Raw genomic sequence first — 24,959 nt, forward strand, 5'->3', positions numbered from 1 at the left:
GCTTGGTCGTTGAAGTGAGAAACCATGGCCGGCGGGATGCCGGCCATGGCCTTGGTGATGCGTCTCAGTGGCCGCCGGTCTCGCCGACCGCCTGTTCGGCGGCCTTGATCGCCGCCTGGCGCGCCGCGATGATGTCGCCCAGCGGCGGGCCCTGGAAGCGGCGACGCTCGAACGCGAACCACACGACCGCCGTCAGCACGAAGAAGCCGACCGTGATGTAGAGCGCCCAGTCGTTCGGCGGCTGGATGCCGATGATGAAGATGAGGATCATCGACACGATCGACAGGAACGCGAACAGCATGAACACGCCGCGTCCCATGTTCCATGGACCCATCTTGTCCCACTTCGGCGTTCCCCAGGCCATCATGCCGAGCACGATCGGCACGGTGAAGGAGAGGAACAGGAAGATGACGGTGCAGGACACCACGATGGTGTAGGCCGAGGTGCCGGCGACCGAGACCACCGAAGAACCCCAGACAAAGAGCACCGACAGGATCGACGCCGTCCAGATCGCCGCCACCGGCGTGCGGTAGGTCGGGCTGACCTTGGCCAGCGCCGCCGAACCGGGCAGGCCGCCGTCACGCGAGAAAGCGAAGATCATGCGCGAGGCGGAGGTGACGGTCGCGAGACCGCACAGCAGCTGCGCCACGAAGACCACGAGATAGACGAATTCCTTGAGGCCCGAGGGAACGCGCTGGTCGAAGGCCCAGAAGAACACGTTCCAGCCCTGCTTGGCGGCATCGTCCATGTTCGGGATCATCAGCACGAAAGCGGCCAGGAACAGGTAGCCGAACAGCGCCGACCAGACCACCGACATGACCATGGCGCGCGGCACCGAAGAGGCCGCCTTGATGGTCTCTTCCGACGTATGAGCCGAGGCGTCATAACCAGTGATCGTATAGATCGGCAGCAGGAGGCCGAGTGCGAACACCCAGGCGTTCGACACCTGCGGCCAGACACCGCCGCCGGCATCACCCGAATAATTGTGGAAGGTGAAGAGACGGCTGAAATCCCAGGTCTGCGCAAAGGCCATGCACACCACCGCGATCAGGATCGAGCCGAAGAAGATCAGATAGCCTGAGAAGTCGGTGAGCTTCGCCGTCAGCTTGATGCCGAGATGGTTGATCAGCGCCTGGAGACCGGTGATGACGACCAGGAAGATCATCTGGTTGGTCAGCGAGCCGTCAATGCCCAGCGCCGGTCCGAAGGCGCCGATAAAGAACGTCCAGGTGCCGACATTGATGGCGCCGAGCACGGTGATCAGGCCGAGCAAGTTGAGCCAGGCCGTGACCCAGCCGGTGCCGCGGTTGCCGAGGATCGAGCCCCAGTGGTAGAGGCCGCCGGCGGTCGGATAAGCCGAGCTGATCTGCGACATGGCGACCGCGAAGGTGAGCGACACGAAACAGCCGACCAGCCAGCCGATGCCGACGCCGATGCCGCCGGCGCCCGACGTGCCTTGCGCCAGCGAGTTGATGCCGCCCGACAGGATGCAGATGATGGAGAAGGAAACCGCGAAATTCGAAAAGCGGCTGAGGCGCCGCTCCAGTTCCTGGGCGTAGCCCATGCTGTGGAGGTGTTTTACGTCCTCCGCCTTGTCGACGTCTGTATAACCCGGTGCTGCCATTGGAAGTCCCCTGTTGGTTCTTAGCTGGCCGATTGTACTGACTTTCCCATTGCGCCTTGTCTGGAGCCCCTGGCCTCCTCGGGCTCCAGATTAGAAAAGATGCCTGTGAGCAGATCCGCCCATTTCCGCTGCCCGGTCTCGCCGGAGATTTCATCGTTGCGGATTTCGATCATCGCGCAGGCCAGCCCGCGCGAACGCGCATGCCGTTCCAGCGTGAAGTAGACGCGGTCGGCAGGCGAATAAGGTTCGTTGACGCCAACGGTGATGCCGGCAAGCCGCCGAAGCGCGCCGATCAGCGGCGCCGCCAGGCGGCGGTCGTCATCATGAATGATGCCGATATGCCAGGGCCGGTTGCGGCCCTTGTAGACCGGCGTGAAGGAGTGGACGGAGACCAGCCGCGTCTCCTGCCCCCGCGCCAGCCTGTCCTCGACAATGCGATCGATGGCTGCGTGGAATGGCTGCCAGGACAGGGCGACCCGTGCGGCGCGCTCATGATCGGAAAGGCCCGTATTGCCGGGAATGGCCGTGGTCTCGCTGACCGGCGGCACCAGATCGGGCGCGTCGAGCGGACGGTTGCAGTCGATGACGAGGCGCGAAATACGCGTTTCGACCAGCGTGGCGTCGAGCGCCTGCGCCATGCGCGATGCAACAGGCAGCGCACCCGGATCCCAGGCTATGTGTCGCGAAAGGTCCCCGGCGGCGAGGCCCAGCGTGCCGAATTCGGGCGGCAGGAAATTGGAGGCATGGTCGCAGGTGAACACGAACGGGCTTGATCCGCCGGGATTCGTCACCCCCACGGTTTCAGACGATGCAAGGCTGGCGGGCCGCGCTGTCTTCATAGTCCTGCCGTTCCCCGGGAGCGCTGTATCGTATGTTACGTATTTTGCGTCATTGCGTCCCTGCGGATGATTTCATACAGTTTATCCGGCTTTGTCAAATGCGATCTCATGGGCCAGGCCGGTGGATGGGGGAAAAGATGATTTCCAGTATTGCCGAACTGATCGCCGACCGTATCGGCAGCATGCCGGCAGGCGAGCGGCGCGCGGCCCAGACGCTGATCGCCTCCTATCCGATGATCGGCCTGAAGACGGTGGCGGAATTCTCGGCGGCGGCCGGCGTGTCCTCGCCGACCATCCTGCGCTTCGTCGCCCGGCTCGGCTTCCAGAACTATCCGGAGTTCCAGTCGAGCCTGCAGGACGAACTGGCGGCGCAACTGCAGTCGCCGGCGATACGCACGCTCAATCCGCCCTCGCCGGGCGGCACCGCATCGCCCATGCTGGAGGCGACGCTCGACAATATGCGCGAGACCTTCAGGCATCTGTCGGACAGGCAGCTTGCCGACATCGCGGCCAGGCTTGCCGAGCGGCGCGGCAAGACATTTCTGATCGGCGGCCGCTTCACCGATCCGCTCGCCCGCTACATGGCGGCCCATCTCGCCATCGTCCAGCCCGATGTCGTCCACCTTGCCGGGCAGGAAAGCATGTGGCGCGACCGGCTGATCGACATGGGCAAGCGCGACGTGCTGGTCATCTTCGACATCAGGCGCTACCAGGACAGCCTCGTCCGCTTCGCCGAAAAGGCACACCAGCGCGGTGTGCAGATCGTGCTGTTCACCGACCAATGGCTGTCGCCGATCGCGAGGTTTGCCCGTCACGTCATCGCCGGACGCACGGCTGTGCCCTCCGCATGGGATTCCTCGGCCGCCCTTTTCGTCGTCGCCGAAACCCTGATCGGCGCCGTCACGAGGCAGCTCGATGCCAACGGCGCCCGCCGTATCCGTGAGATGGAGGGCCTGCGTTAAGCAAGCTCTTGCAAGGCGGTTCGGCCCGCATCGACCCAGCACGCGACTTCACGTTACCGAGATTTAATGTGCACGATCGCGTGATAATTGCCATAAACCGCTGATATCGGGATGTAGCGCGGCCGAATTTCGCCGCCTAGCCTGTCGTCGCTCTGCCGCCTTATCTGGAATGGCCGACGACCCCTGCAGCCGGAGTGTCGATGCGGACCTGGAAACAAATAGCTGTTGCGCTTGTCATCCTGGCGGCGGCCGCTTCTGGCTGGGCGCGCTTCTATCCGGGAGCGCCCGAGATGCTCTCGCGCTGGGGCCTGGACTGGGCCGTCGCGGCGACGCCTCCCGCGACGGAGGGCAAGACAGCCGGCGCCACTCAGGCCGGCCGTGACCGCTCCAGCCAGGTGGCGACGATCGTCGCCACGCCGGCCGGCACCGCCACCATCAACGACCGCCTGCAGGCTATCGGCACCGGCCGCGCCAACGCCTCGGTGACCGTGAATCCCTACAGCTCCGGCCGCCTTGCCGAACTGCTTGTCGAATCCGGCAGCCATGTCGCGGAAGGGCAGATCATCGCCACGCTCGATTCCGAAACCGAGATCATCGCGCAGGACCGGGCCAAGCTCGCCTTGCAGGATGCGCAATCCAAGCTCGACCGGGTCAAGTCGCTGCGCGCCTCCAATGCCGCGACGCCGGTCGCGGTGGCCGATGCGGAAGTGGTGCTGGCGGGCGCGAGGCTGGCGCTGAGGGATGCCGAACTCGCGCTGCAGCGCCGCTCCGTACTCGCCCCGATCTCAGGCACGGTCGGCATCCTGCCGATCTCTGCCGGGAACTATGTGACCAATCAGTCCGCGATCGCCACGCTCGACGACCGCACCTCGATTCTGGTCGATTTCCAGGTGCCCGAGCGCTTTGCCGCCGCGGTCAAGGTCGGCGCGCAATTGACCGCAACGCCGATCGCCAATCCGAGCAATGCCTATACCGGAACGGTTGCGGCCATCGACAACCACGTCGACGAAAAAAGCCGCACGCTTCTGGTCAAGGCCAAGATCGCGAACCCGGCCGATTCGCTGCGCGCCGGCATGTCCTTCTCCATCACCATGAAGTTCCCCGGCGACACCTATCCGGCCGTCAGCCCGCTGGCGATCCTGTGGGGCGCGGACGGCGCCTATGTCTGGCAGATCGAGGATGGCAAGGCACGGCGCGTACCGGTGCGCATCATCCAGCGCAACACCGAAACCGTGCTGATCGACGCCGAACTCGACAGCGGCGACATGGTGGTCACCGAGGGCACGCAAAGCGTCAGCGAGGGCGGTGAGGTCCGCATCGCCGGACAGGACCGGCGCGCCAACGCCGCCGAAGGCTCGTGACCGGCATGACCAACGCCGCCAGCGATACCGGCTTCACCGCGCTGTTCATCCGCAGGCCGGTGATGGCCCTGGTGCTCAACGTCCTCATTGCCGTCGCCGGCCTCGCGGCCTTCTATGGCGTCGAGGTCCGCGAACTGCCCGACGTCGACCGCGCCGTGGTCACCGTTTCAACCACCTTCGAGGGCGCGGCCGCCGAAACGGTCGACCGCGAGCTGACCGATACCATCGAAGGCGCCGTCGCCCGCGTCTCCGGCGTCAAATCGATCTCGTCCTCCTCGTCCTTCGGCTCGAGCCGCGTCACCATCGAATTCAACGACGGCGTCGATCTCAATGTCGCCGCTTCCGATGTGCGCGATGCCGTCGGCCGCGTCGCCAACCAGATGCCGACCGCCGCCGATCCGCCGCGCATCGTCAAGGCCGACGCCAATTCCGACGCGGTCATGCGGCTGGCGGTGACTTCGGACAATATGTCGATCCAGGACATGACCGTCGTCGTCCAGGACCAGATCGAGGATGAGCTGGCCGCCGTGCCCGGCGTCGCCGACGTCCAGGTCTATGGCGACCGCGACAAGATCTTCCGCATCGATGTTGACCAGAACAAGCTCGCCAGCCTCGGCTTCACCGTCGCCGACCTCAGGGCCGCCCTTGCTTCCGTCGCCTTCGATTCGCCCGCCGGTTCGATCACCACGACCAATCAGGACCTGATCGTGCGCACCACGGCCGACGTGACCACGCCGGCCGAATTCGAAAGCCTCATCATCGGCGGCACGACGCGCATCCGCGACGTCGCGACCGTCACGCTCGGTCCCGATGTCGGCCAGACGGCGCTGCGCTCCGACGGCAAGACCGGCATCGGCATCGGCATCATCCGCCAGGCGGAATCGAACACGCTTGATATCTCGACCGGCGTCCAGGCCGCTGTCGCCAAGTTGCAGCAGAACCTGCCCCCGGGCATGTCGATCAAGATCACCAGCGACGATGCCGTTTTCGTCAACGGCGCCGTGCACGAGGTCGAGATCGCGCTGGCGCTTTCGGTCTCCATCGTGCTGATCGTCATCTACGCCTTCCTGCTCGACTGGCGCGCCACGCTGATCCCGGGCCTGTCGATGCCCGTCGCCATGATCGGCACCATCGCCGCGATCTATCTCGCCGGCTTCTCCATCAACATCCTGACCCTGCTCGCGCTGGTGCTGGCGACCGGCCTGGTCGTCGACGACGCCATCGTCGTTCTGGAAAACATCGTTCGCCGGCGCAACGAAGGCATGGGGCCGCGTGCCGCCGCCGTGCTCGGCGCGCAGGAAGTGTTCTTCGCCGTCGTCGCCACGACGCTGACGCTGGTCGCGGTCTTCGTGCCGATCTCATTCCTGCCGGGCCAGACCGGCGGCCTGTTCCGCGAATTCGGCTTCGTGCTCGCCATGTCGGTGCTGCTGTCTTGCGTGGTGGCGCTCACGCTGTGCCCGATGCTTGCCTCGCGCATGCTGACCAGCGCTTCGCTGCACCACGAGGGCGGCCATGGCATCGGCGCGCGCATCGGCGGCGTTCTGAATGCAGGCTACAAGCGCGCCCTGCACGCATGTCTCGGCGCGCCGTGGCTCGTGGTTCTGGTCGCGGTGCTCTTTGCCGGCGTCGCCTTCACGCTGTTCGGCACCATCCGCCAGGAACTGACGCCGACCGAGGACCGCGCGGCCGTGCTGCTGCGCATCTCGGCCCCGCAAGGCGTCAGCCTCGACTACACGACCGCGCAGATGCAGAAGATAGAGCGGCTGATCCAGCCGATGCGCGATTCCGGCGAGATCCGCGCCACCTTCGAAAATGCCGGCAACAACGGCTCCTACAATTCAGGCTTCATGGTGATGACGCTGGCGCCGTGGAACGAGCGCAGCCGCAGCCAGCAGGAAATCATGGCCGAGATCAGCGAGCTAACCAAACAGGTGCCGAGCGTGCGCATCTTCCCGGTACAGCCCAACAGCCTCGGCATCCGCGGCGCCGGCAACGGCCTGCAGTTCGCGCTGGTCGGCAATGACCGCAAGGCGCTCGGCGATGCGGCGGTCAAGATCATCGACGAGATGCGGAAGGATCCGCGCTTCCAGACACCGCGCCTGTCGATCGACCCGACACAGCCGCAACTGGCCGTAGCCATCGACCGCGAGCGCGCCTCCGACCTCGGCATCGACATTACGGGCCTCGCCAACACCTTGCAGGCCATGCTCGACGGCAATGACGTCGTCGACGTCTACATCGCCGACCGCAGCTATGGCGTGAAACTGGTCTCGACCACCAATCCGATCAACGATCCGACCGACCTGGAAAACATCTTCCTCAAGACGGCAGATGGCCGCTTCGTGCCGATGTCGACTATCGCCACCTTGACCGAACGCGCCGTGCCGCCGTCCCTGACGCGCGAGCAGCAGCAGCCCTCGGTGGCCATCACCACCAACCTCGCCGGCAATTTCGCGCTCGGCGATGCATTGAGCCGCGCCGAGCAGATCGCCACGCCTCTGCTGCCGGCAGGCAGCCGCATCCTGCCCCTGGCCGAGGCCGCGACGTTGGGCGAAACCAACAGCGCCATGATCACCATTTTCGGCTTCGCTTTGGTCATCATCCTTCTGGTGCTGGCCGCCCAGTTCGAAAGCTTTGTCAGCGCCGTCATCATCATGGCGACGGTGCCGCTTGGCCTGGCCTGCGCGATCTTCGCCCTGCTTTTGTCAGGCACCAGTCTCAACGCCTACAGCCAGATCGGCCTGGTGCTACTTGTCGGCGTCATGGCCAAGAACGGTATCCTGATCGTCGAATTCGCCAACCAGCTGCGCGATCGAGGCCTTGGCGTGCGCGAGGCAATCGAGCAGGCCTCCATCATCCGCCTGCGGCCGGTGATGATGACGATGATCTGCACGGTGCTGGGCGGCGTGCCGCTGGTGCTGGCCGCCGGCGCGGGCGCCGAGGCGCGCGTTGCGCTGGGCTGGGTCATTGTCGGCGGGCTGGGTCTGGCCACCGTCTCGACGCTGTTCCTGACGCCGGTCGCCTATCTGCTGCTCGGCCGCTTCGTCACGCCGAAGGCCCATGAGGAAGCGCGGCTCAAGCGCGAACTCGAGGAAGCCGCCTACACCAATGTGGAGCCGGCGGAGTAAGGCTCGGACCTATTTCAGCACCTTGCCTTCGATCGACCAGCGCGCGGCGAGGAAATTCAGCACCGCCGCCACGATGACGCCGCCGACCTTCGCCGGCCACACCCCGGCAGGGCCGGCAAAGAGCGCGATCGACAGGCTGGAGACGCCGAGCGAAATCAGCGCTCCGAGCGAGACGAAGCGCAGGAAGGCGTCCCGCAGCCGGATGGCATGATTGCGCTCGAACGACCAGAAGCCGTTCGCCATGAAGGAGAAGATGACGGCGATAGACCACGAGACGATGTTGGCGGGCAGCGGCGGGACGTGAAGCTTGAGCAGCAGGAAAAAGCCGGCAAGGTCGATTGCCGTGTTGGCGAGCCCGACGATGGCAAAGCGGATGATCTTGCTGCCGGTCGAACGTCCGGTCTGCTCGGCGCCGCTCATCCCCTGCCGTCCATGATCTCGGCGCCGGCCCGGGCCAGGCTTGCGCCGAACGCGTCCGAGGCAAGAGCCGAGAATTCCACCTCGCGCACGCTTTGCATCGGATCGCGCGCGCGCAACGTGTCGTCGACATGGCCGGGATGGCACATGAACAGGCCGTTTTCCCCCAGGGTCTCGACCGCGGCCTGCAGCAAGGGAGCGAACCTGTCGGGCTGCTTCCAGTCATAAATGCCGGTGAGCGGTTCCATGATCGTGAAGCCTGCGCGCGCCATCGACCGGTTGAAGCCGGCGGCCACCGCGGCGATCGCCGCGATCTTCGGCGCCACCGCTGCATCGCCGAGGGCCGGGGAGCCGCGCAGCGGCGGACGGCCTGAGCCTTCCGAAAAACGCATCCGCAGCCATTTGCGCACGACAGGCAGGAAGTGGACGTGCTGGTGCCCGTCGATGAAGTCGGGCTGACGGCCGAGCACCCCGACGAAGCGGCTGAGCTGCGCGTCGAGTTCGGCATGGACATCCCGCTCCTCGACACGGCCGCGCACGACCGGCAATGCGAGCGCTCGCAGCGGTGGCAGCCGGCCTTCGGGCGCCAGGCTCGATCGGCCCGTTACGGCCTGCTGATCGGTAAGGGTCAGGTGCAGCCCGACGGCCGCGTGGCCGCACAGCGGCTTTATCCGCCTCGCCGCTTCCTCCCATTCCGTAAAGCCGGTCATGCAGCTGGTGCCGGTCAGGCGGCCGCGCTCGAGCAGATCGAGGATCGCTGTCGAAACCCCGGGGGCCAGCCCATAATCATCAGCGATCAGGCGGATACGCCGTGTCATGCCTCGGGCTTGCCCGGCAGCCTCGCCGAACCTTCACCGCGCACGACATCACGCACGATATAGACCGGCCGGTCCTTGCTTTCCGAAAGCGTCACCCAGACATATTCGCCGATCAGCCCGAGCAAGGTGAGGTTGAGGCCGCCGAGCAGCACGACGGCGACCAGCAGGCTGGGATAGCCCGGGACGGCAATGCCGTAGAACATCACCTCGAAGAATACCTTGGCGCCATAGACGGCGCCCGCCAGCGCCGCCAGCAATCCGCTGAGGCTGATCAGGCGCAGCGGAATGACCGAAAACGAGGTGAACCCTTCCAGCGAGAAGGCGATCAGGTTGAGCCGGCTCCACTTCGACGTGCCGCTGGCGCGGTTTTCCGGCGAATAGGGTATCGCCTTCTGGCGGAAGCCCGCCCAGGCGAACAGACCCTTGTTGAAGCGCCGCTTGTCGCGCAAGGTGGTGATCGCCCGCGCTACGGACCCGCGCATGACGCGAAAATCCCCGGCATTCTCCGGGATGTCGAAACGCTGGCTCGAATTGATCAGGCTGTAGAAAAGCCGCGCCAGCTGGCTGCGCCGCCAGCTCGCCTCGCGCCGGTCGTTCTGCGCATAGACGACGTCGATCTCCGGGTCGTCGACCAGCTCGGTGATCATCTTCAGGCTGATGTCCATGGAATGCTGCAGGTCGGAATCCATGATCAGCACCATGTCGCCGCGTGTCTGGTCGAGACCGGCGAGCACCGCGACTTCCTTGCCGAAATTGCGGCTGAGCCGCACGATCTCCCACGAGCCTGTCAGCGCCTGCGAAAACCGCGCGACACCATCGTCGCGGCTGCCGTCATCGACCAGTATCTTGTGCACGGCCATGCCGAAACGCTGCGACACGGCGGCTTCCAGCCTGTCGAGCAGCGCCGCGAATGCCGAAGCCGACTGCGCCTCGTTCAGGAAGGGCGCGACGATATCGAGAACAGGCCGCGATTCAGCCATTTGCCACAGACCCCTCATTCAACGCCTTGTTGCGCGCCTTGGCCCAGAACCACCAGATCAGCAAACCGGCAATAGCGGTGACCGCGATCGGGCGGAACCAGGGGTAGAAGAATTCATGCATGTGGCGTTCGACGCTGGTCAGCCCCGTCAGGAACAGGACCGCCGACAGCACCGAGGCCAGCACGCCGCCGCGCTCCTCGCGCCACAACAAGGCGATAGCGAGGCCGGCGGGCACGGCGATCATGGCATAGGTGTTGGGCTCGACGCGCGGGTTGAAGACGCACATGTAGAACGCGGCCGTCAGGAAGATGGCGAGACCAGCCGGTCCCCGGTCGAGCCTGCGGTCGAACCAGAGCACGGCCGAAAGCGTGAACAGCGCCATCACGGTGCGTATGATCGTGGCGCCAAGGTCCGGGATCGGCAGGCCCATTTTGGTGAACGGCGCCGTGAAATCGGTCGGAACGAAATGGCTGGTGTTGTCGACCGCCATCGAGGTCAGCATCCCGGCGAAAACGCGATACTGGTCGTTGAGATAGCCGGCGGGTGCGAAGGCATAAGGCAAGGCGAGCACGAACAGCACCGCCAGCACCAGCACCGGTATCAGCCGCAGGCGCAGGGCTCCGACCAGCAGCAGCATGATGATGGCGGTGGGCTTTGCGATGATGGCGACGGACGCCCAGAAGAAGGCTTCGGCGCGCCGCCCTTCGAGCGCCGACAGCGTGAGCAGCCAGCAGGCGCCGGTCAGAAGGATCGTCGCCTGGCCGTTGCGGATCGCGCCCAACGCCATCGGCAAGGCAAGGAAGAGCCCGAAGGAAAGCAGCCATGGCAATTCCGTGCCGCCGAGTTTGCGCACTTGCCGCATCGCCGCATAGGTCAAGACCGAGAAGCCGACGATGTGCCACACCAGGCCGCCCAGGTGCGGGCCGAGTTTTAACAGCGGGACATAGAGCGCGGCAAAGGCCGGCGCGTAGAGATATCCCATCTCGGACTGGACATTGTAGAGCGGCCCGCCTGCCAGGAATTGCTGACTGCCATATCTGTAGGCCGGCAGGACCGAACGCGTGTCCGGCGACAGCAGGACCATGACAAGAACGACCAGGAACGCCCCGATCCACAGGCTCAACCCCAAACGGTCGAAAACCGGCTTGGACATCGTCATCAAAGGCACCCTATACCATTCTACGGTGGGCCCTTGCCCGCGCCGTCCGGCATTTCGATGGCGGCGGCATATCACGGACAAAGCGAAGTGGCATAGGGGCTGAGCGCCACGGCAATCAACTTCGCGTGCCGCCCCTGAGGCTGCGCCATCGCGAGGCAAGGGCGAGGAAGCGCCTTCGAAGGTCCTGACTCAGGCCACCTCCTGGAGCGGCATCAGGGCCTGATGAAAACCTTGCCGTTCGGCTTGGCGAGTTCCCCCGGCAGCCGCGCCATGGCCTCGTCGAGCGGCACGACGGCTGTCACGTCGGTCGACCAGCGCCCGTCGGAAAAACGCTTCTGCGCCTCCAGGATCGCCGGACCGCGCCGGTCTTTGAACTGCCGCATCCACTCGCTCAGCCAGAAGCCTTCGATGTGCTTGTGCTGGAAGATCAGCTGGCCGGGCTCGCGGATCACGGTGGCATCGGCATCGAGCCGGCCGTAGATGATCCAGCGCGCACGCTTCGGCATGGCGTTGAAGATGGCTGACGCCAGCGGTCCGGTCACGGCGTCGAGGAAGATACGCGGTTGCTCGGCCTTCATCACCTCGCGCAAAGCGGCTTCGAACTCCGCCGCCTTCTCGTTGAGCACATGGGCGGCGCCGATCTCCTTCAGAAGCGGGATCTGCTCGTCGCGGCGTACGGTGACGATGGGCCGGAACCCCTCCTCCTTGGCCAGCCCGATGATCAGCTTGCAGAGCTGGCTGGCGCCGGCGGTCATGATGAAGGCCTTTTCGCCTTCCTGTTTGACGATGTCGAACATGGCGATGGCGGTCAGCGGATTGACGATCATCGCCGCGCCGTCCTCGTCGCGCACCGTGTCGAGAAGCGGAATGCAGGCTGCCGCCTCGGCGACGGCGTATTGCGCCCACGAACCCCAGTTGCTCAGCCCCGTGGCGAAGGCGATGCGCTTGCCGACCAGGCTCCTGGGATAGGCTTCATCGCCGCTGGCGACGACCGTCCCGACACCCTCGAAGCCGGCAGGCCGGCCCTTGACGCGAGGCTGGCCGTACTGGCCCTTGATGAAGGCGACATCGGATGGATTGATCGAGGCGAGGCTGACTTTGATCAGCACTTGCGTCGGTCCGGGCGTCGGCACGCCGATGCTGCTGGGCGCCAGATAGGGCTCCATCGCTTCCAGCGCGCTGCCGCTCGGCGTCCTGGTGTAGCCGTCGCCGACCAGGAGAAGCGCTTTCATTTCGGACGGGATGGTCATCGATGACACTCCTTGTTTGCCGGGCCCAAAGACCCTGCGGTTTGCCGAACCCCCGCTCAGACTTTTTCCTGCGTGTACTTCTTCAGCTCGGTGCGCGCCACCTGGCGCCGGTGCACGGCATCCGGCCCATCGGCGAGGCGCAGTGTCCTGAGATGCGTCCAGGAACGGGCAAGCGGCGTGTCCTGGCTGATGCCTTGCGCGCCGAACATCTGCACCGCCTCGTCGGTGACCTTCAGCGCGACGCGCGGCGCGATCACCTTGATCTGGCTGATCCAAGGCGCCGCGGCGCGCGCGTCGCCCTGGTCGATCATCCACGCCGCCTTGAGGCAGAGCAGCCTGGCCATCTCGATCTCCATGCGGCATTCGGCGATGATGTCGAAATTGGCGCCAAGCTTCGCCAGGGGCTGGCCGAAGGCTTCTCGACGGACAGAACGCTGGCACAGCATCTCCAGCGCCATCTCGGCCTGGCCGATCGCGCGCATGCAATGGTGGATGCGGCCTGGCCCGAGGCGGCCCTGCGCGATCTCGAACCCCCTGCCCTCGCCAAGGATAAGGTTGGAAACCGGCACCAGCACATTGTCGAAGCGAAGATGCATGTGGCCGTGTGGGGCGTCATCGTCGCCATAGACCCGCATGGCCCGGACCTTGGTCACGCCCTTGGTGTCCGATGGCACCAGGATCATCGAATGGCGGCGATGCTGCGGCGCCTCGTCGCCGCCGGTTCGCACCATGACAATGTAGATGGCGCAGCGCGGATCACCGGCGCCCGAAGCCCACCATTTCTCGCCGTTAAGCACATAGTCGTCTCCCCGGCGTTCGCAGCGCATCGCGATGTTGGTGGCGTCCGAGGAGGCGACATCCGGCTCGGTCATCAGATAGGCTGAACGGATCCTTCCATCCAGCAGCGGCTCGAGCCAGTCCCGCTTGTGCTCGGCCGTGCCGTAGCGTTCCAGAACCTCCATATTGCCGGTGTCGGGCGCCGAGCAGTTGAAGGTTTCGGCGCCGAGATGCGCCTTGCCCATCTCCTCGGCCAGATAGGCGTATTCGACGGTGGACAGGCCGTAGCCGCGCTCAGAGCCGGTCAGCCAGAAATTCCACAGCCCGCGCCCGCGCGCTGTCTTCTTCAATCCTTCGAGTATCTCGGTCTGGCGCTTGCTGTACGTCCAGCGGTCGCCGTCCTTGCCGACCTCGCCCAGGAACTCCTTGTCGAGCGGCATGATCTCGTCGCGCACCATGGCCGCCACGCGTGCGTGGATCGGCTTCAGCCGCTCGGTCATGCCGAGATCCATCTGCGTCATCGCTCGCTAACCCTTCATGCATGCCAGGCATTTTGCCTGTGGCAAGGATGACCGTACTTCGGCTAGCCTTGTCAACGCGAACTCTGCCCGAACACAGGGGCAGCACGCGGGGGATTGTCATGAGTTATCTGGACGACCTGTTTTCGGTAACCGGCAAGACCGCCCTGGTGACGGGCGCCGCCACCGGCATCGGACGCATGGTTGCGACCGCGCTGGTCAAGGCCGGCGCCAACGTGATGATCGCTTCGCGCAAGGGCGAGGACTGCGTCAAGGTCGCCGCCGAGTTGAACGAGCTTGGCGCTTCGGGCCGGGCCGAGGGCTTTGCCGGCGATGTCTCCAGCGAGGCTGGAATTGCCGCGCTGGTCGGTGAGGTCAAGGCGCGCACCGCCAAACTGGATATTCTGGTCAACAATGCCGGCGTGTCCTGGGGCGCGCCGCTCGACAGCTTTCCCTATCATGCCTGGGCCAAGGTGTTTGGGGTCAACGTCACCGCCGTCTTCCACCTGACGCGCGAACTGCTGCCGCTGCTCGAAGCAGCCGCCAGCGACGCCGATCCGGCCCGGGTGATCAATCTGGGCTCGGTGATGGGCACACAGCCGCTCGCCGACGACGCCTATTCCTACACTGCATCCAAAGCCGCCGTGCACCATCTGACGCGCACCCTGGCGCTGAAATTCGCCGCCCGCCGCATCACCGTGAACGCCTTTGCCCCCGGCCCCTTCCAGAGCCGCATGACGGCCTTTGCCACCGGCACCGAAGAGCAGGCCAGGCATGTCGGGGCCCATGTTCCGATCGGCCGCATCGGCGCGCCGGATGACATTGCCGGCGCAACGCTCTATTTGTGCAGCCGTGCGGGCAGTTACGTCACCGGCGCCATCCTGCCGATTGACGGCGGACAGTCGGTGCAGCATGGGCTGACCCTGTTCAAGGAATGACATTTGCCGGCCGCAGAAGCCGGCGGTGAACTGGAGGACATGAGCGTGGAACCGATCAGTCTCGATGTGCTTCTGGCCAGTGTCGGCAAGGAGGTCGGCGTATCGCCCTGGCGCGTGGTGACGCAGCGCATGATCGACCAGTTCGCCGATGCCACGGACGACCACCAGTTCATCCATTGCGATCCCGAGCGGGCCAAGCGCGAGACGCCGTTCGGCGGCACCATCGCGCATGGCTTCCTGTCGCTGTCGCTGCTCTCGGCCATGACGTTCGAGACCATGCCGCCGCTGGAAAACAGCAAGATGGGCGTCAATCACGGCTTCGATTCGCTGCGCTTCCTGGCGCCGGTGAAGACCGGTTCGCGCATCCGCACCCATTTCGTGCTGGCCGAGGTCAAGGTCAGGCCGTCGGGCTGGGTGCAGACGGCGCATGACGTGACGATCGAGATCGAGGGTTCGAAAAAGCCGGCGCTCACCGCCCGCTGGCTGACGCTGACCCTGATCGAGCGCCAGCCCGAGACCGCATGAGCGACCCGAACGCGCTCGACCAGGCAGCGCTCGCGCCATATCTCGAGGCGCAAATCCCGGGCTTTTCCCGGCTTGAGGCAATCGAAAAGTTCAAGTCCGGCCAGTCGAACCCGACCTATCTCGTCACGGCGGCGAGCGGCCGTTACGTGCTGCGCGCCAAGCCGCCGGGACAGTTGCTGAAATCCGCGCATCAGGTCGACCGCGAGTTCACGGTGATGAAGGCGCTGGCCGGCACCGCCGTGCCGGTGCCGCGCATGCTGCATCTTTCGGCCGAGGCCTCGCCGATCGGGCGCATGTTCTATGTCATGGATTTCGTCGAAGGCCGCATCTTCTGGGATCCGGCCCTGCCCGAGGCGCGCGGCAACGACGAACGCACCGCAATCTATGACGCCATGAACGGCACGCTCGCGGCCTTGCACGATGTCGATGTCGCCGCCGTCGGGCTCGGCGATTTCGGCCGGCCGGGCAATTATTTCGAACGCCAGCTTGCCCGCTGGACCAGCCAGTACCGTGCTTCCGAGACCGGCGCCATCGCCGACATGGACAGGCTGATCGCCTGGCTGGAGACACACGTACCGGCCGATGACGGCCTCGTCTCGCTGGTGCATGGCGACTACCGGCTGGACAATCTGATTTTCGCGCCGGACCGACCTCAGGTGCTGGCGGTGCTCGACTGGGAACTGTCGACGTCAGGTCATCCATTCGCTGATATCGCCTATCAATGCATGCAGTGGCGCCTGCCGCACGCGTCCGGCTTTCGCGGCCTGGGCGGCGTCGACCGGCAAGCGCTCGGCCTGCCCTCCGAGGAGGACTATGTCGCCGCTTACTGCCGGCGGCGCGGGCTCGCCGGCATCGGCAACTGGACCTTCTTTCTCGCCTTCTCCTTCTTCCGGCTGGCCGCGATCTGCCAGGGTGTCTACAAACGGGCGCTGGACGGCAACGCCTCCAATCCCGAAAAGGCCAAAACCTATGGCGAGGCGGTGAAGCTGCTTTCGCATCTCGCCGCCGGGCTCATCGACAAGGATAGTTGACGGAGGGAACCGCGATGGCGCGCTTTGCCGGGATGACAGTGCTGATCACAGGCGCCACGGGCGGCCTGGGCAGAGGCGCGGCGAACGGCTTCGCCGCCGAAGGCGCGCGGCTGGTTCTGTCCGACATCAATGAAGAGGCACTTGCCGATCTTGCCGGCAAGCTTCCCGCCGAGTCTGCGATCCTGGCGGGCGATATCGCGGAGGAAAGCCTGTCCGAGGACCTGGTCAGGCTCGCGGTCGAGAAATTCGGCCGGCTGGATGTCGCCGTCAACAATGCCGGTATCGTCCAGAGTTTCGTCCGCCTGCCGCAGGTTCCCTCCGACGACGCCCGCCGCGTGCTGGAAATCGACCTGCTCGGCGTCTTCTATGCCATGAAGCACCAGATCCCGCAGATGGAGCGGCAGTTCAAGGCGACCAGTAGGGGTGGCGCCATCGTCAACATCGCCTCGGCCGCCGGACTGTCCGGTGCCCCGAAGCTCTCGGTCTATGCCGCCGCCAAGCACGGCGTCATCGGCCTGACCCGCTCGGCGGCGGTCGAATATGCGAGCAAGGGCTTGCGCATCAACGCCATCTGCCCCGCCCACACCAGGACGGCGATGGTGGACGGTTTCGTGCGCATTTCCGGCGCGCCGGAAGCGGAAGCCCTGGCCGAACTGACGCGCGGCGTGCCGATGAAGCGGGTGGCGGAAGTCGATGAAATCACCACCGCCATCCTGTTCGCCGCCGACCCGGCCAATTCCTTCATGACTGGCCATGCGCTCGCTGTCGACGGCGGCATCGGCGCCATCTGATGCCTGCCGTCCGGGAACCGGAAGGTGCCCTTGTTCGTTTCCGTACAGCGTATATAATTTAGCCAGGCACCACAAATACAAGCACCACAAATACAAGGGCACCCGAATTGCCGCTGAGCGTCCAGAAACGCCGCGAGAAACAGAAGGCCGAACTGCGCACTGAGCTTGTCGAGGCCGCCCACAAGCTCGTCCAGGAAGAAGGCTATGAAGGCCTGACCATCCGCAAGCTCGCCAAGCGGGTCGGCTATGCGCCGATGTCGGTCTATTCCTATTTCGCCGACAAGCAGGACATCCTGTTCGCGCTCGCCGAGGACGCCTTCGAGACGCTGGCACGGCGCATCGAGGAGCATCCCTCCGACGATCCGATCGAGGCCTTGCAGGCGGTGATGACCGAGTATGCCGCCTTCGGCCTCGGCAATCCCAATGAATACCGCACCGTCTTCATGACCGAAAAGACCAGACTGCCGGAAGGCAGGAGCTACGAGGACATGGAGGAAGGCAACCCGGCGATGAAAGTGCTCATCAAACGGGTCGAGGCCTGCGTCGCCGCCGGCAAATTGCAGGGCGATCCGCGCGCCATCGCCACCATGCTATGGGCGGTGGGACACGGCACGATCTCGCTGCTGATCACCTTTCCGTTCTACCCCTTCGGTGACCCGCAGGCTTTCGTGAAGCGGATGTGCGATTTCACGCTCGCCTCGCTCAGCACCAAGGATGTGCCGCCGCTGACCGAGACGCCGGTCAACTGCTGAACGATATCTCCAATTCCAGCTGACTGATGACCCCATCGGGATTGCCCGCGTGACAATGCCGGCGCGCCGCAGTTTTCGGCGTTCAAAAAATTTCATCGTACATGTACGTTTTTCATCTTGAAAATCGCCATCTCCAGTCGTATGTGTACGTTACATCGTACATGTACGGAAAAAATTCAACGATCGAACTGGAGACTGACCATGAAAAAGACCCTCCTCACCCTCGCCGCCGTTCTGGCCCTTTCCGGCTCGGCTTTTGCCGCCGGCGCCACTCAGCCGGTGAAGCATCCGGCCGCCGCGGCCTGCGTCGACACCAAAAGCAATGTGAAGCTCGATTGCACCTCGACCGGTTCGGTCGAGAAGAAGGGCGCCACGGAAAACACCGCTGAGGGCAAGGGCCCGCGCCTGGGCATCAGCATCAATCCGTGGATCGTGCCGAGCACGTTCTAAGACGGGTAAAGCACTGTCTGGCCGGCACAAGCCGGCCAGGTGATGGACTTCAGCTGATCGACACCGGCAGCCTGGCCGCCGAACTCTCGAAGGCCGCGTCGATCAGCTTCTGCATGTCAGCGGCGCGCCTGAAGGATGGATCGCCGTTCCGCCCCGCATCCAGCGCATCGGCAAAACGCCGGGCATTGCGCTTGACGTCCGGCAGCGCGAGCGTGCGCCAGCGCTGTTGGTCGACATCCTCGCCAAGGCAAGCGGACAGGCTCGACGCCTTGCCGTCGGTCTCGACCTTGATGGCGCCCATGGTGCCGTGCAGCGCCAGCGACAGATCATTGGCATGGCCTGTGGTGAAACGGCTGGCCATGATCGTCGCCAATGCGCCTGACTTCAGCCGCGCCGTCATCGCCACGCTGTCATTGGCATCCAGAACATAATCGCCGATCCGCTCGCCCTCGGCCTTCGGAAACGTCACCAGATCGGCGTGCAGGCTGACAATGTCCTGCGCCGCGCCATAGGTGGCGAAGTCGAGGATGTGAATGCCGACATCGCCCAACACTCCTGTCGAACCGTGCCGGCTCGACAGCCGCCACAGCCATTTGCCCTCGACCCGCCAGTCGCCCCAGGACTTGCTGACCAGCCAGCTCTGCCGGTAACTCGCCTCGACATGCCGCAAGTCGCCGATCTCGCCGGCCTGCACCATGCGCCGCGCTTCCTGGATGGCGGGCGAGTTGCGGTAGGTCAGGTTGACCATGTTGACGACGCCGGCAGCTTCCGCGGCCTCGGTCATGGTAAGCGCGTCGGCATGGTTCGGCGCCAGCGGCTTTTCGCAGAAGACATGCTTTTTCGCGGCAATCAGGGCCAGCGTCGTTGCCCTGTGCACGCCGTCCGGCGTCGCGTTGATGGCGGCGTCGAACTCGCCCCAGGCGATCGCCGCCTCGAGACTCTCGAAGGAAGCGCCGATCTTGTTGTCGGCGGCGAACGTCGCCGCGCGACCCGGCACCTGATCGACACAGGCAACGATGCTGCAATTGGAAAGCCCGGCGAATTCCTCGACATGGTGCCCGGCAATGCCGCCGGTGCCGAGCAGAAGCAGGCGGTGCACCATCAACTCAAGCCCTTGTGGCCGTCGGCATGCAGACGCAGGCCCTTCTGCACGATCTTCTCCTTGGCCTTGTCGGTCGGCACGTTGGGCGCATTGGTGATGCCGGACCATGCCGGCGCCGGGTTGTGCGCCCAGTGCACGGCATTGCGCAGCACCTGCTGCACGCCCTCATTGTGGTAGATCGGATAGGTCTCGTGACCTGGCGAGAAGTAGAAGATGCGGCCGGCGCCGCGCTGGTAGGTCAGCCCCGAACGGAACACCTCGCCGCCCTCGTACCAGGAGATGAATACCGTCTCCAGCGGCTCCGGCACCGCGAAGGGTTCGCCATACATTTCCGTCTCGCCGATCTCCAGGCATTCGCCGATGCCTTGAGCGATCGGATGGCTGCGGTTGATCGCCCAGACGCGCTCGCGCTCGCCCGCCTCACGCCATTTCAGCGAGCAGGGCGTGCCCATCAGCCGCTTGAATATCTTCGAATAGTGGCCGGAGTGAAGGACGATCAGCCCCATGCCTTCCCAGACCCGCTTCTGCACGCGCTCGACGATCTCGTCCTTCACCTCGCCATGCGCGGCATGACCCCACCATAGCAGGACATCGGTTTGCGCCAGTCGTTGCTCGCTCAGGCCGTGCTCCGGCTCCTGCAGGGTCGCGGTGGTCGCCTCGATGCCCTTGTCCTGGTTGAGCGCGGCGGCAATCGTGCCATGCATGGTCAGCGGATAGAGGTCGCGTACGGCGGCATTGGTCTGCTCATGGACGTTCTCGCCCCAGACAACGGCTTTGACACGCATTTTTCCTCTCCAAAGCGCTTTGAATACCCTATCAGGCGAGACCTTGGGAAGATGCCTCCCAATCAAAATTTCAACGGATCAGGGCTTGCGGGTCTTGCGCCCGGGCACGGTCTTGGCCTTGCCGGGCTTGGCCGGCGCACCGGGAATGGCCGAACTGGTGACGGACACCGGATCACTGGCGGGAAAAGTATCCTCGAGGCCCTCTTCGAGTTCCTCCTCGGCATCGGCCTCGTGATGCCGCTCATGCTCGAGCGATCGGACCGCCGCGGTTTTCGCTGTCCTCTTCGTGGGCGGCTTCGGCGCGGACTTCGACGGCATCGGCATTCTCCCTCGACCTGTCGCCGCACAACGGACGCGCGCGGCAAACGTTCCGGGGTCAGCCAGCGGCGTCGCGGGCACCCTCGGACAGGAAAGTAAAGACATAGTCCGAGAAGGAACGCCAGCACTCGACCCGGAACGCATCCTGAGCCGTGCGCAACAGCACGATCTCGACCTTGCCCAGAATGGTGCGCGACGCGGCCCCAACTGGGAAGGCGTCGAGCGACAGATCCTGCGGGCAGCCGGAGTTGATCGCAGCAGCTGCGGCAGGACCGACAACCGATATCCCGATGTTGCGGTGCGAGATGCCAACCGCCGAGTGCAGGGCCGAAACCCCGGCGCAGTCGGCGAGCGGGTCGTTGCCGGCCTCGTCGATGACAAGCCATTCGTCCGGGCCGAGCCACATCGCGGTGCGCCCACCCTTCGTCGCCGATGTCTTCGGCTGCTTCGGCAAGGTCACGCCGAGCGCCTTCGACAGGGCGGCAAGCGAAGCCTCCGGCGCGCGCAGCGACATGCGCTCCGCCGGCGCCAGCACTTCGACCTTGACGCCGGTCGCAGAAGTCGAGCGGCCGGCCAATGCCGGGCGGCGTTCCGCCGACGGCGAAGTCGCGGCGGCGGTCTTTGCAGCGGCCTTAGCCATTGAGGCGGCCTCCCGTTTCATCGAAGAACACCATGCCGGTAACCTCCACTTCGATCACCCCATCAGGCATCGGCACATAGAGCGTGTCGCCCATCCGGTCGCGACCGCCGGCAACCAGCGCCAGCGCGATGGAGCGGCCGCAATTCTGCGACCAATAGCTCGAGGTGACATGGCCGATCATCTTCATCGGGATCGGCTGCCTGGGATCCTCGACGATCTGCGCGCCTTCCTCCAGCACCACCTTCGGGTCCTTGGTCTTGAGGCCAACGAGCTGCTTGCGGCCCTTGGCGACGAGATCGGGGCGCATCATGCCCCGGATACCGACGAAGTCGGTCTTCTTCTTGCCGACGGCCCAGTCAAGGCCCGCGTCGTTCGGCGTGACGGTGCCGTCGGTGTCCTGGCCGACGATGATATAGCCCTTCTCGGCGCGCAGCACGTGCATGGCCTCGGTGCCGTAGGCGACGGCGCCATGCTTCTGACCTTCGGCCCACAGCGCCTCCCAAACCGCCTGACCATAGTCGGCCGGCACGTTGACCTCGAAGCCCCGCTCGCCGGTGAACGACATGCGGAACAGCCTGGTCGGCACGCCGCAGATCTTGCCTTCGCGCACCGACATATGCGGCAGCGCCTCGTCCGACATGTCGATGCCTTCGACCAGCGGCGCGATGATGTCGCGCGACTTCGGCCCCTGCACCGCGATGACCGCCCACTGCTCGGTGATCGAGGTCAGCCAGACATTGAGATGCGGGAACTCGGTCTGGAGGTAGTCCTCCATGTGGTTCATGACGCGCGGCGCGCCGCCCGTCGTCGTCGTCACATGGAAACGGTCGGGCGCCAGGCGGCCGACGACGCCGTCATCATAGATGAAGCCGTCCTCGCGCAGCATGATGCCGTAGCGGCAGCGGCCGGGCTCCAGCTTCTCCCACGGATTGGTGTAGAGCAGCTCCATGAACTTCGCCGCATCGGGCCCGACCACCTCGATCTTGCCCAGCGTCGAGGCGTCGAACAGGCCGGCATTGGTGCGCACGCCGACGCATTCGCGGTCGACCGCCGCATGCATGTCCTCGCCGCCCTTGGGGAAATACCAGGCGCGCTTCCACTGGCCGACATCCTCGAACACGGCGCCTTGGCGCTCGGCCCACGGATGGATCGCCGTCTTGCGTGTCGGGTCGAACAGCGGCCCGCGCGCATGGCTGACGATCGAGCCGAAAGTGACCGGCGTATAGGGCGCGCGGAACGTAGTGAGGCCGACCTCGGGGATCGGCTTGCCCAGCGTCTCGGCTGCGATCGCCAGGCCGTGCATGTTCGAGGTCTTGCCCTGGTCGGTCGCCATGCCGTTGGTGGTGAAGCGCTTGACATGCTCGATCGAGCGCATGCCCTCATGCACCGCCTGGCGGATGTCCTTGGCGGTGACGTCGTTCTGGAAATCGACGAACGCTTTAACCGTCGTATCCGGCCCGGCGCCGGGCGCCGCGCCCAGCATGCCACGCGACCAGCTTTCCGAGGCGTCGACCTTGGGCTTCGAGCCCTTGCCCGCCTTCGCGCCGGCATCCTTCGCCGCCTTGGCGCCAGCGGCATAGGCTTCGTCTACCGTCCCCGACAGGCCGTCGGTTCCGTTGCAGGCGCCAACCGAGACGCAGTCCTGCGCATAGGTGCCCGGCACGAAGCGCTTAGTCTCGTCGTTGAAGGCGACCTTGCCGCGCGACTGCGAGAACAGGTGCACCGACGGCGTCCAGCCGGCCGACATCAGGATCGCGTCGACCGGAATGGTGCGTTCGCCGCCGCCATTCTTCGGCTGCACGGTCATCGAAGACACGCGCAATTTGCCGCCGGCGCGGATCACCGCGCGGCCGAAATTGATCTCGATGCCGAGCGCCCTCGCCTCGTCGATCACCGGGCCGGTCGGGTTGTCACGCAGATCGACGATCGCCGCGACATTGACGCCGGCCTTCTTGAGGTCGATCGCCGCCGCGTAAGCGGAATCATTGGCGGTGTAGACACCGACATTCCTGCCGACCGCGACGCCGTAGTGGTTGAGGAAGGTGCGCGCCGCACCAGCCAGCATGACGCCAGGCCGGTCATTGTTGGCGAACACCATGTGGCGCTCGATGGCGCCGGAGGCGAGCACCACGCGCTTTGCCCTGACCTGCCACAGCCGCTCGCGCGGCAGGTCGTGGCCGGGAGCCTTCAGATGATCGCTGACGCGCTCGACCAGGCCGACGAAATTCTGCGCGTAATAGCCGAAGGCCGTCGTGCGCGGCAGAACACGGACATTGTCCATGGCGGCGAGCTTTGCCACCGCGCCCTGCGCCCAGGCGAAACCATCCTGGCCATCGATCCTGGCGCCACTTTCGAAACGCAGGCTGCCGCCGAACTCGGCCTGTTCGTCGGCGAGGATGACGCGCACGCCGGTCTCGGCCGCCGCCAGGGCCGCCGCGATGCCCGCCGCGCCGCCGCCCAGCACCAGCACGTCGCAATGGGCGTAGCGCGAGGAATAATGGTCCGGGTCGGGCCGGTCGGGCGAAACGCCGAGGCCGGCGGCCTCGCGGATCTTGGGCTCGTAGAGGCTCTTCCAGGCAGCCTTCGGCCACATGAAGGTCTTGTAGTAGAAGCCGGCCGAGAACATCGGCGACGCCAGGTCGTTGACCGCCCCGACGTCGAAGGACAGCGACGGCCAGCGGTTCTGCGAATTGGCGGCAAGACCGTCATAGAGCTCCTGCACGGTGGCGCGCACGTTCGGCGTCTTGCGCGCATCGTCGCGTACGATCTGCACCAGCGCGTTCGGCTCCTCCGCGCCGGCCGACAGGATGCCGCGTGGACGGTGGTACTTGAAGGAACGGCCGACCAGATGCACGCCATTGGCAAGCAGCGCGGAAGCCAGCGTGTCGCCCTCGATGCCGGTATAGGACTGGCCGTCGAAGGAGAACCGCGCGGTCTTGGCCTGCTTGAGGCGGCCGGCGGCGGGAATACGGAACGCGCCGCTCATTTGGCGACTCCTTCATTGCCGTTTTTGGGCAACTTGGAGGGTTTCGGCTCGCCCGCCTTGTAGGTCATGACGAACTTGTCGGTGACCGTGTCGCGCACCGCGTTGAAGAAGCGCGCGCAGCCATGAATATGCCGCCAGCGCTCATAGATGATGCCCTTGGGGTTGGAGCGGATGAAGAAGAACTTTTCGAAATCGTCGTCGCTCTCGCCGGCAATGTTGCCCGAGCGCGCTATATGCGCCTCGCCGGCATTGCGGAATTCGAGTTCCGGACGCTCTTCCTCGCAATAGGGGCAGCGGATGAGAAGCATTCTGTTTGTTCCTACAATTCGCCGTGGCCGACACGCGCGCCGGGAGGTTGATCGCAAAGCTTCTGGCCCACGGTCACGAACGGCGCGACGAGCCGCAGACGTTCGGCCACATCGGCGGAATCGCGAAACAGGGCCCGGTTGGCGATGTTGCCGAGGGTCAGTTGCACCGGATCTGTCGTGACGATGACGCCGCGCGGCTTGAAATCCTCATCCTCGTCAAGCCCATGCGGCCTGCCTTCGAAGAACATGACGACCTTCTGGCCAGCGGCCCAGACACAGGCAAGCGTTCCTTCGTCGGCCGAAAACGGCCAGCCCGTCTCGTTGCCGGCGCGGCTGATCGGCTGCAGACGCACTTCCTCAGGCGTCGGCATGTGGAACATGCCCTGTTCCCCCGCCAGCACCAGCGGCATCGCGACAGCCAGCTCGGCCATCATCAGTGCGCTACGGCCGCCGCCGCCGCCTCGTCGATGAGGCGGCCGGTGCGGAAGCGCTCGATGGTG

At 65.2% G+C, this 24,959-nt stretch carries 24 protein-coding genes; 9 read left to right on the forward strand and 15 right to left on the reverse strand.

The genetic code is table 11. The features are described from left to right. Window positions 1–64: 64 nt before the first annotated feature. Both J0I79_RS12245 and J0I79_RS12250 read right to left on the reverse strand, forming a co-directional pair. Window positions 65–1,624, reverse strand: a complete 1,560-nt coding sequence (locus J0I79_RS12245) for an amino acid permease (RefSeq protein WP_292858290.1) — start codon at window positions 1,622–1,624, stop codon at window positions 65–67. A gap of 20 nt (window positions 1,625–1,644) precedes the next feature. Further along, window positions 1,645–2,463, reverse strand: a complete 819-nt coding sequence (locus J0I79_RS12250) for an N-formylglutamate amidohydrolase (protein ID WP_292858293.1) — start codon at window positions 2,461–2,463, stop codon at window positions 1,645–1,647. A gap of 137 nt (window positions 2,464–2,600) precedes the next feature. On the opposite strand from J0I79_RS12250, the gene J0I79_RS12255 reads away from it, so the two are divergent. The 3 genes from J0I79_RS12255 to J0I79_RS12265 all read left to right on the forward strand — a co-directional run bounded on the left by J0I79_RS12255 (window position 2,601) and on the right by J0I79_RS12265 (window position 7,914). Continuing rightward, the gene (locus J0I79_RS12255; protein ID WP_292858296.1) at window positions 2,601–3,425 is read left to right on the forward strand and encodes a MurR/RpiR family transcriptional regulator; all 825 of its coding nucleotides are present in this window, start codon (window positions 2,601–2,603) and stop codon (window positions 3,423–3,425) included. Window positions 3,426–3,625: 200 nt separating this feature from the next. Continuing rightward, complete coding sequence (locus J0I79_RS12260) at window positions 3,626–4,786, forward strand: efflux RND transporter periplasmic adaptor subunit (protein ID WP_292858299.1); 1,161 nt, start codon at window positions 3,626–3,628, stop codon at window positions 4,784–4,786. After that, window positions 4,783–7,914, forward strand: a complete 3,132-nt coding sequence (locus J0I79_RS12265) for an efflux RND transporter permease subunit (RefSeq protein WP_292858302.1) — start codon at window positions 4,783–4,785, stop codon at window positions 7,912–7,914. The genes J0I79_RS12260 and J0I79_RS12265 overlap by 4 nt, the downstream gene beginning before the upstream one ends. Before the next feature lie 9 nt (window positions 7,915–7,923). Here the strand turns inward: J0I79_RS12265 and J0I79_RS12270 are convergent, their stop codons facing one another. The 6 genes from J0I79_RS12270 to J0I79_RS12295 form a co-directional block, all read right to left on the reverse strand. Further along, complete coding sequence (locus J0I79_RS12270) at window positions 7,924–8,334, reverse strand: GtrA family protein (protein ID WP_292858305.1); 411 nt, start codon at window positions 8,332–8,334, stop codon at window positions 7,924–7,926. After that, a complete protein-coding gene (locus J0I79_RS12275; protein WP_292858308.1) occupies window positions 8,331–9,149 on the reverse strand; it encodes a ChbG/HpnK family deacetylase in 819 nt (272 codons plus the stop codon). Before J0I79_RS12275 ends, J0I79_RS12270 begins: the two co-directional genes overlap by 4 nt. Beyond that, window positions 9,146–10,129, reverse strand: coding sequence for a glycosyltransferase family 2 protein (locus tag J0I79_RS12280; protein WP_292858311.1), 984 nt, complete (start codon window positions 10,127–10,129; stop codon window positions 9,146–9,148). Before J0I79_RS12280 ends, J0I79_RS12275 begins: the two co-directional genes overlap by 4 nt. Continuing rightward, complete coding sequence (locus tag J0I79_RS12285; protein ID WP_292858314.1) at window positions 10,122–11,288, reverse strand: glycosyltransferase family 87 protein; 1,167 nt, start codon at window positions 11,286–11,288, stop codon at window positions 10,122–10,124. Before J0I79_RS12285 ends, J0I79_RS12280 begins: the two co-directional genes overlap by 8 nt. A gap of 212 nt (window positions 11,289–11,500) precedes the next feature. Further along, entirely contained in the window at window positions 11,501–12,538 is a 1,038-nt protein-coding gene (locus J0I79_RS12290; protein ID WP_292858317.1) for a zinc-binding dehydrogenase, read from the reverse strand. Window positions 12,539–12,594: 56 nt separating this feature from the next. Continuing rightward, window positions 12,595–13,836, reverse strand: coding sequence for an acyl-CoA dehydrogenase family protein (locus J0I79_RS12295; protein ID WP_292858320.1), 1,242 nt, complete (start codon window positions 13,834–13,836; stop codon window positions 12,595–12,597). A gap of 119 nt (window positions 13,837–13,955) precedes the next feature. Between J0I79_RS12295 and J0I79_RS12300 the strand changes: the two genes are divergently transcribed. The 6 genes from J0I79_RS12300 (at window position 13,956) to J0I79_RS12325 (ending at window position 18,320) form a co-directional block, all read left to right on the forward strand. After that, entirely contained in the window at window positions 13,956–14,771 is an 816-nt protein-coding gene (locus J0I79_RS12300) for an SDR family oxidoreductase (protein ID WP_292858323.1), read from the forward strand. 39 nt (window positions 14,772–14,810) lie between these two features. Then, window positions 14,811–15,296, forward strand: a complete 486-nt coding sequence (locus tag J0I79_RS12305; protein WP_292858357.1) for a MaoC family dehydratase — start codon at window positions 14,811–14,813, stop codon at window positions 15,294–15,296. Then, window positions 15,293–16,327, forward strand: coding sequence for a phosphotransferase family protein (locus J0I79_RS12310; RefSeq protein WP_292858326.1), 1,035 nt, complete (start codon window positions 15,293–15,295; stop codon window positions 16,325–16,327). The genes J0I79_RS12305 and J0I79_RS12310 overlap by 4 nt, the downstream gene beginning before the upstream one ends. A gap of 14 nt (window positions 16,328–16,341) precedes the next feature. After that, complete coding sequence (locus J0I79_RS12315) at window positions 16,342–17,118, forward strand: SDR family oxidoreductase (protein ID WP_292858329.1); 777 nt, start codon at window positions 16,342–16,344, stop codon at window positions 17,116–17,118. A 107-nt stretch (window positions 17,119–17,225) separates the two neighbouring features. Then, entirely contained in the window at window positions 17,226–17,870 is a 645-nt protein-coding gene (locus J0I79_RS12320; RefSeq protein ID WP_292858332.1) for a TetR/AcrR family transcriptional regulator, read from the forward strand. 201 nt (window positions 17,871–18,071) lie between these two features. Further along, complete coding sequence (locus J0I79_RS12325) at window positions 18,072–18,320, forward strand: DUF680 domain-containing protein (protein ID WP_292858335.1); 249 nt, start codon at window positions 18,072–18,074, stop codon at window positions 18,318–18,320. A 49-nt stretch (window positions 18,321–18,369) separates the two neighbouring features. On the opposite strand, the gene J0I79_RS12330 is transcribed toward J0I79_RS12325, so the two are convergent. The 7 genes from J0I79_RS12330 to J0I79_RS12360 all read right to left on the reverse strand — a co-directional run bounded on the left by J0I79_RS12330 (window position 18,370) and on the right by J0I79_RS12360 (window position 24,893). Further along, a complete protein-coding gene (locus J0I79_RS12330) occupies window positions 18,370–19,419 on the reverse strand; it encodes a Gfo/Idh/MocA family oxidoreductase (RefSeq protein WP_292858360.1) in 1,050 nt (349 codons plus the stop codon). 2 nt (window positions 19,420–19,421) lie between these two features. Further along, on the reverse strand, window positions 19,422–20,207 hold the full coding sequence (locus tag J0I79_RS12335) for a ThuA domain-containing protein (protein WP_292858338.1): 786 nt from the start codon (window positions 20,205–20,207) through the stop codon (window positions 19,422–19,424). A gap of 78 nt (window positions 20,208–20,285) precedes the next feature. Further along, the gene (locus J0I79_RS12340; RefSeq protein WP_292858341.1) at window positions 20,286–20,525 is read right to left on the reverse strand and encodes a hypothetical protein; all 240 of its coding nucleotides are present in this window, start codon (window positions 20,523–20,525) and stop codon (window positions 20,286–20,288) included. Window positions 20,526–20,583: 58 nt separating this feature from the next. Continuing rightward, a complete protein-coding gene (locus tag J0I79_RS12345; protein WP_292858344.1) occupies window positions 20,584–21,165 on the reverse strand; it encodes a sarcosine oxidase subunit gamma in 582 nt (193 codons plus the stop codon). Then, window positions 21,158–24,151: a sarcosine oxidase subunit alpha gene (locus J0I79_RS12350; RefSeq protein ID WP_292858348.1), complete on the reverse strand. Its 2,994-nt coding sequence runs from the start codon at window positions 24,149–24,151 to the stop codon at window positions 21,158–21,160. The genes J0I79_RS12345 and J0I79_RS12350 overlap by 8 nt, the downstream gene beginning before the upstream one ends. Continuing rightward, window positions 24,148–24,459 (reverse strand): sarcosine oxidase subunit delta, encoded by a 312-nt coding sequence (locus J0I79_RS12355; protein WP_292858351.1) that lies wholly within the window; start codon window positions 24,457–24,459, stop codon window positions 24,148–24,150. Before J0I79_RS12355 ends, J0I79_RS12350 begins: the two co-directional genes overlap by 4 nt. Window positions 24,460–24,470: 11 nt before the next feature. Then, window positions 24,471–24,893 (reverse strand): hypothetical protein, encoded by a 423-nt coding sequence (locus tag J0I79_RS12360; protein ID WP_292858363.1) that lies wholly within the window; start codon window positions 24,891–24,893, stop codon window positions 24,471–24,473. Window positions 24,894–24,959 lie beyond the last annotated feature (66 nt).

The sequence above is a fragment of the Mesorhizobium sp. genome (genome assembly GCF_017306585.1).
GTDB lineage: Bacteria > Pseudomonadota > Alphaproteobacteria > Rhizobiales > Rhizobiaceae > Mesorhizobium.

Bases quoted from the DNA above. Each gene is read 5' to 3' on its own strand.
- J0I79_RS12245 (WP_292858290.1), bottom strand. From the start codon at position 1,624: ATGGCAGCACCGGGTTATACAGACGTCGACAAGGCGGAGGACGTAAAA.
- J0I79_RS12250 (WP_292858293.1), bottom strand. From the start codon at position 2,463: ATGAAGACAGCGCGGCCCGCCAGCCTTGCATCGTCTGAAACCGTGGGG.
- J0I79_RS12255 (WP_292858296.1), top strand. From the start codon at position 2,601: ATGATTTCCAGTATTGCCGAACTGATCGCCGACCGTATCGGCAGCATG.
- J0I79_RS12260 (WP_292858299.1), top strand. From the start codon at position 3,626: ATGCGGACCTGGAAACAAATAGCTGTTGCGCTTGTCATCCTGGCGGCG.
- J0I79_RS12270 (WP_292858305.1), bottom strand. From the start codon at position 8,334: ATGAGCGGCGCCGAGCAGACCGGACGTTCGACCGGCAGCAAGATCATC.
- J0I79_RS12275 (WP_292858308.1), bottom strand. From the start codon at position 9,149: ATGACACGGCGTATCCGCCTGATCGCTGATGATTATGGGCTGGCCCCC.
- J0I79_RS12280 (WP_292858311.1), bottom strand. From the start codon at position 10,129: ATGGCTGAATCGCGGCCTGTTCTCGATATCGTCGCGCCCTTCCTGAAC.
- J0I79_RS12285 (WP_292858314.1), bottom strand. From the start codon at position 11,288: ATGACGATGTCCAAGCCGGTTTTCGACCGTTTGGGGTTGAGCCTGTGG.
- J0I79_RS12290 (WP_292858317.1), bottom strand. From the start codon at position 12,538: ATGACCATCCCGTCCGAAATGAAAGCGCTTCTCCTGGTCGGCGACGGC.
- J0I79_RS12295 (WP_292858320.1), bottom strand. From the start codon at position 13,836: ATGACGCAGATGGATCTCGGCATGACCGAGCGGCTGAAGCCGATCCAC.
- J0I79_RS12300 (WP_292858323.1), top strand. From the start codon at position 13,956: ATGAGTTATCTGGACGACCTGTTTTCGGTAACCGGCAAGACCGCCCTG.
- J0I79_RS12305 (WP_292858357.1), top strand. From the start codon at position 14,811: ATGAGCGTGGAACCGATCAGTCTCGATGTGCTTCTGGCCAGTGTCGGC.
- J0I79_RS12310 (WP_292858326.1), top strand. From the start codon at position 15,293: ATGAGCGACCCGAACGCGCTCGACCAGGCAGCGCTCGCGCCATATCTC.
- J0I79_RS12315 (WP_292858329.1), top strand. From the start codon at position 16,342: ATGGCGCGCTTTGCCGGGATGACAGTGCTGATCACAGGCGCCACGGGC.
- J0I79_RS12325 (WP_292858335.1), top strand. From the start codon at position 18,072: ATGAAAAAGACCCTCCTCACCCTCGCCGCCGTTCTGGCCCTTTCCGGC.
- J0I79_RS12335 (WP_292858338.1), bottom strand. From the start codon at position 20,207: ATGCGTGTCAAAGCCGTTGTCTGGGGCGAGAACGTCCATGAGCAGACC.
- J0I79_RS12340 (WP_292858341.1), bottom strand. From the start codon at position 20,525: ATGCCGTCGAAGTCCGCGCCGAAGCCGCCCACGAAGAGGACAGCGAAA.
- J0I79_RS12345 (WP_292858344.1), bottom strand. From the start codon at position 21,165: ATGGCTAAGGCCGCTGCAAAGACCGCCGCCGCGACTTCGCCGTCGGCG.
- J0I79_RS12350 (WP_292858348.1), bottom strand. From the start codon at position 24,151: ATGAGCGGCGCGTTCCGTATTCCCGCCGCCGGCCGCCTCAAGCAGGCC.
- J0I79_RS12355 (WP_292858351.1), bottom strand. From the start codon at position 24,459: ATGCTTCTCATCCGCTGCCCCTATTGCGAGGAAGAGCGTCCGGAACTC.
- J0I79_RS12360 (WP_292858363.1), bottom strand. From the start codon at position 24,893: ATGATGGCCGAGCTGGCTGTCGCGATGCCGCTGGTGCTGGCGGGGGAA.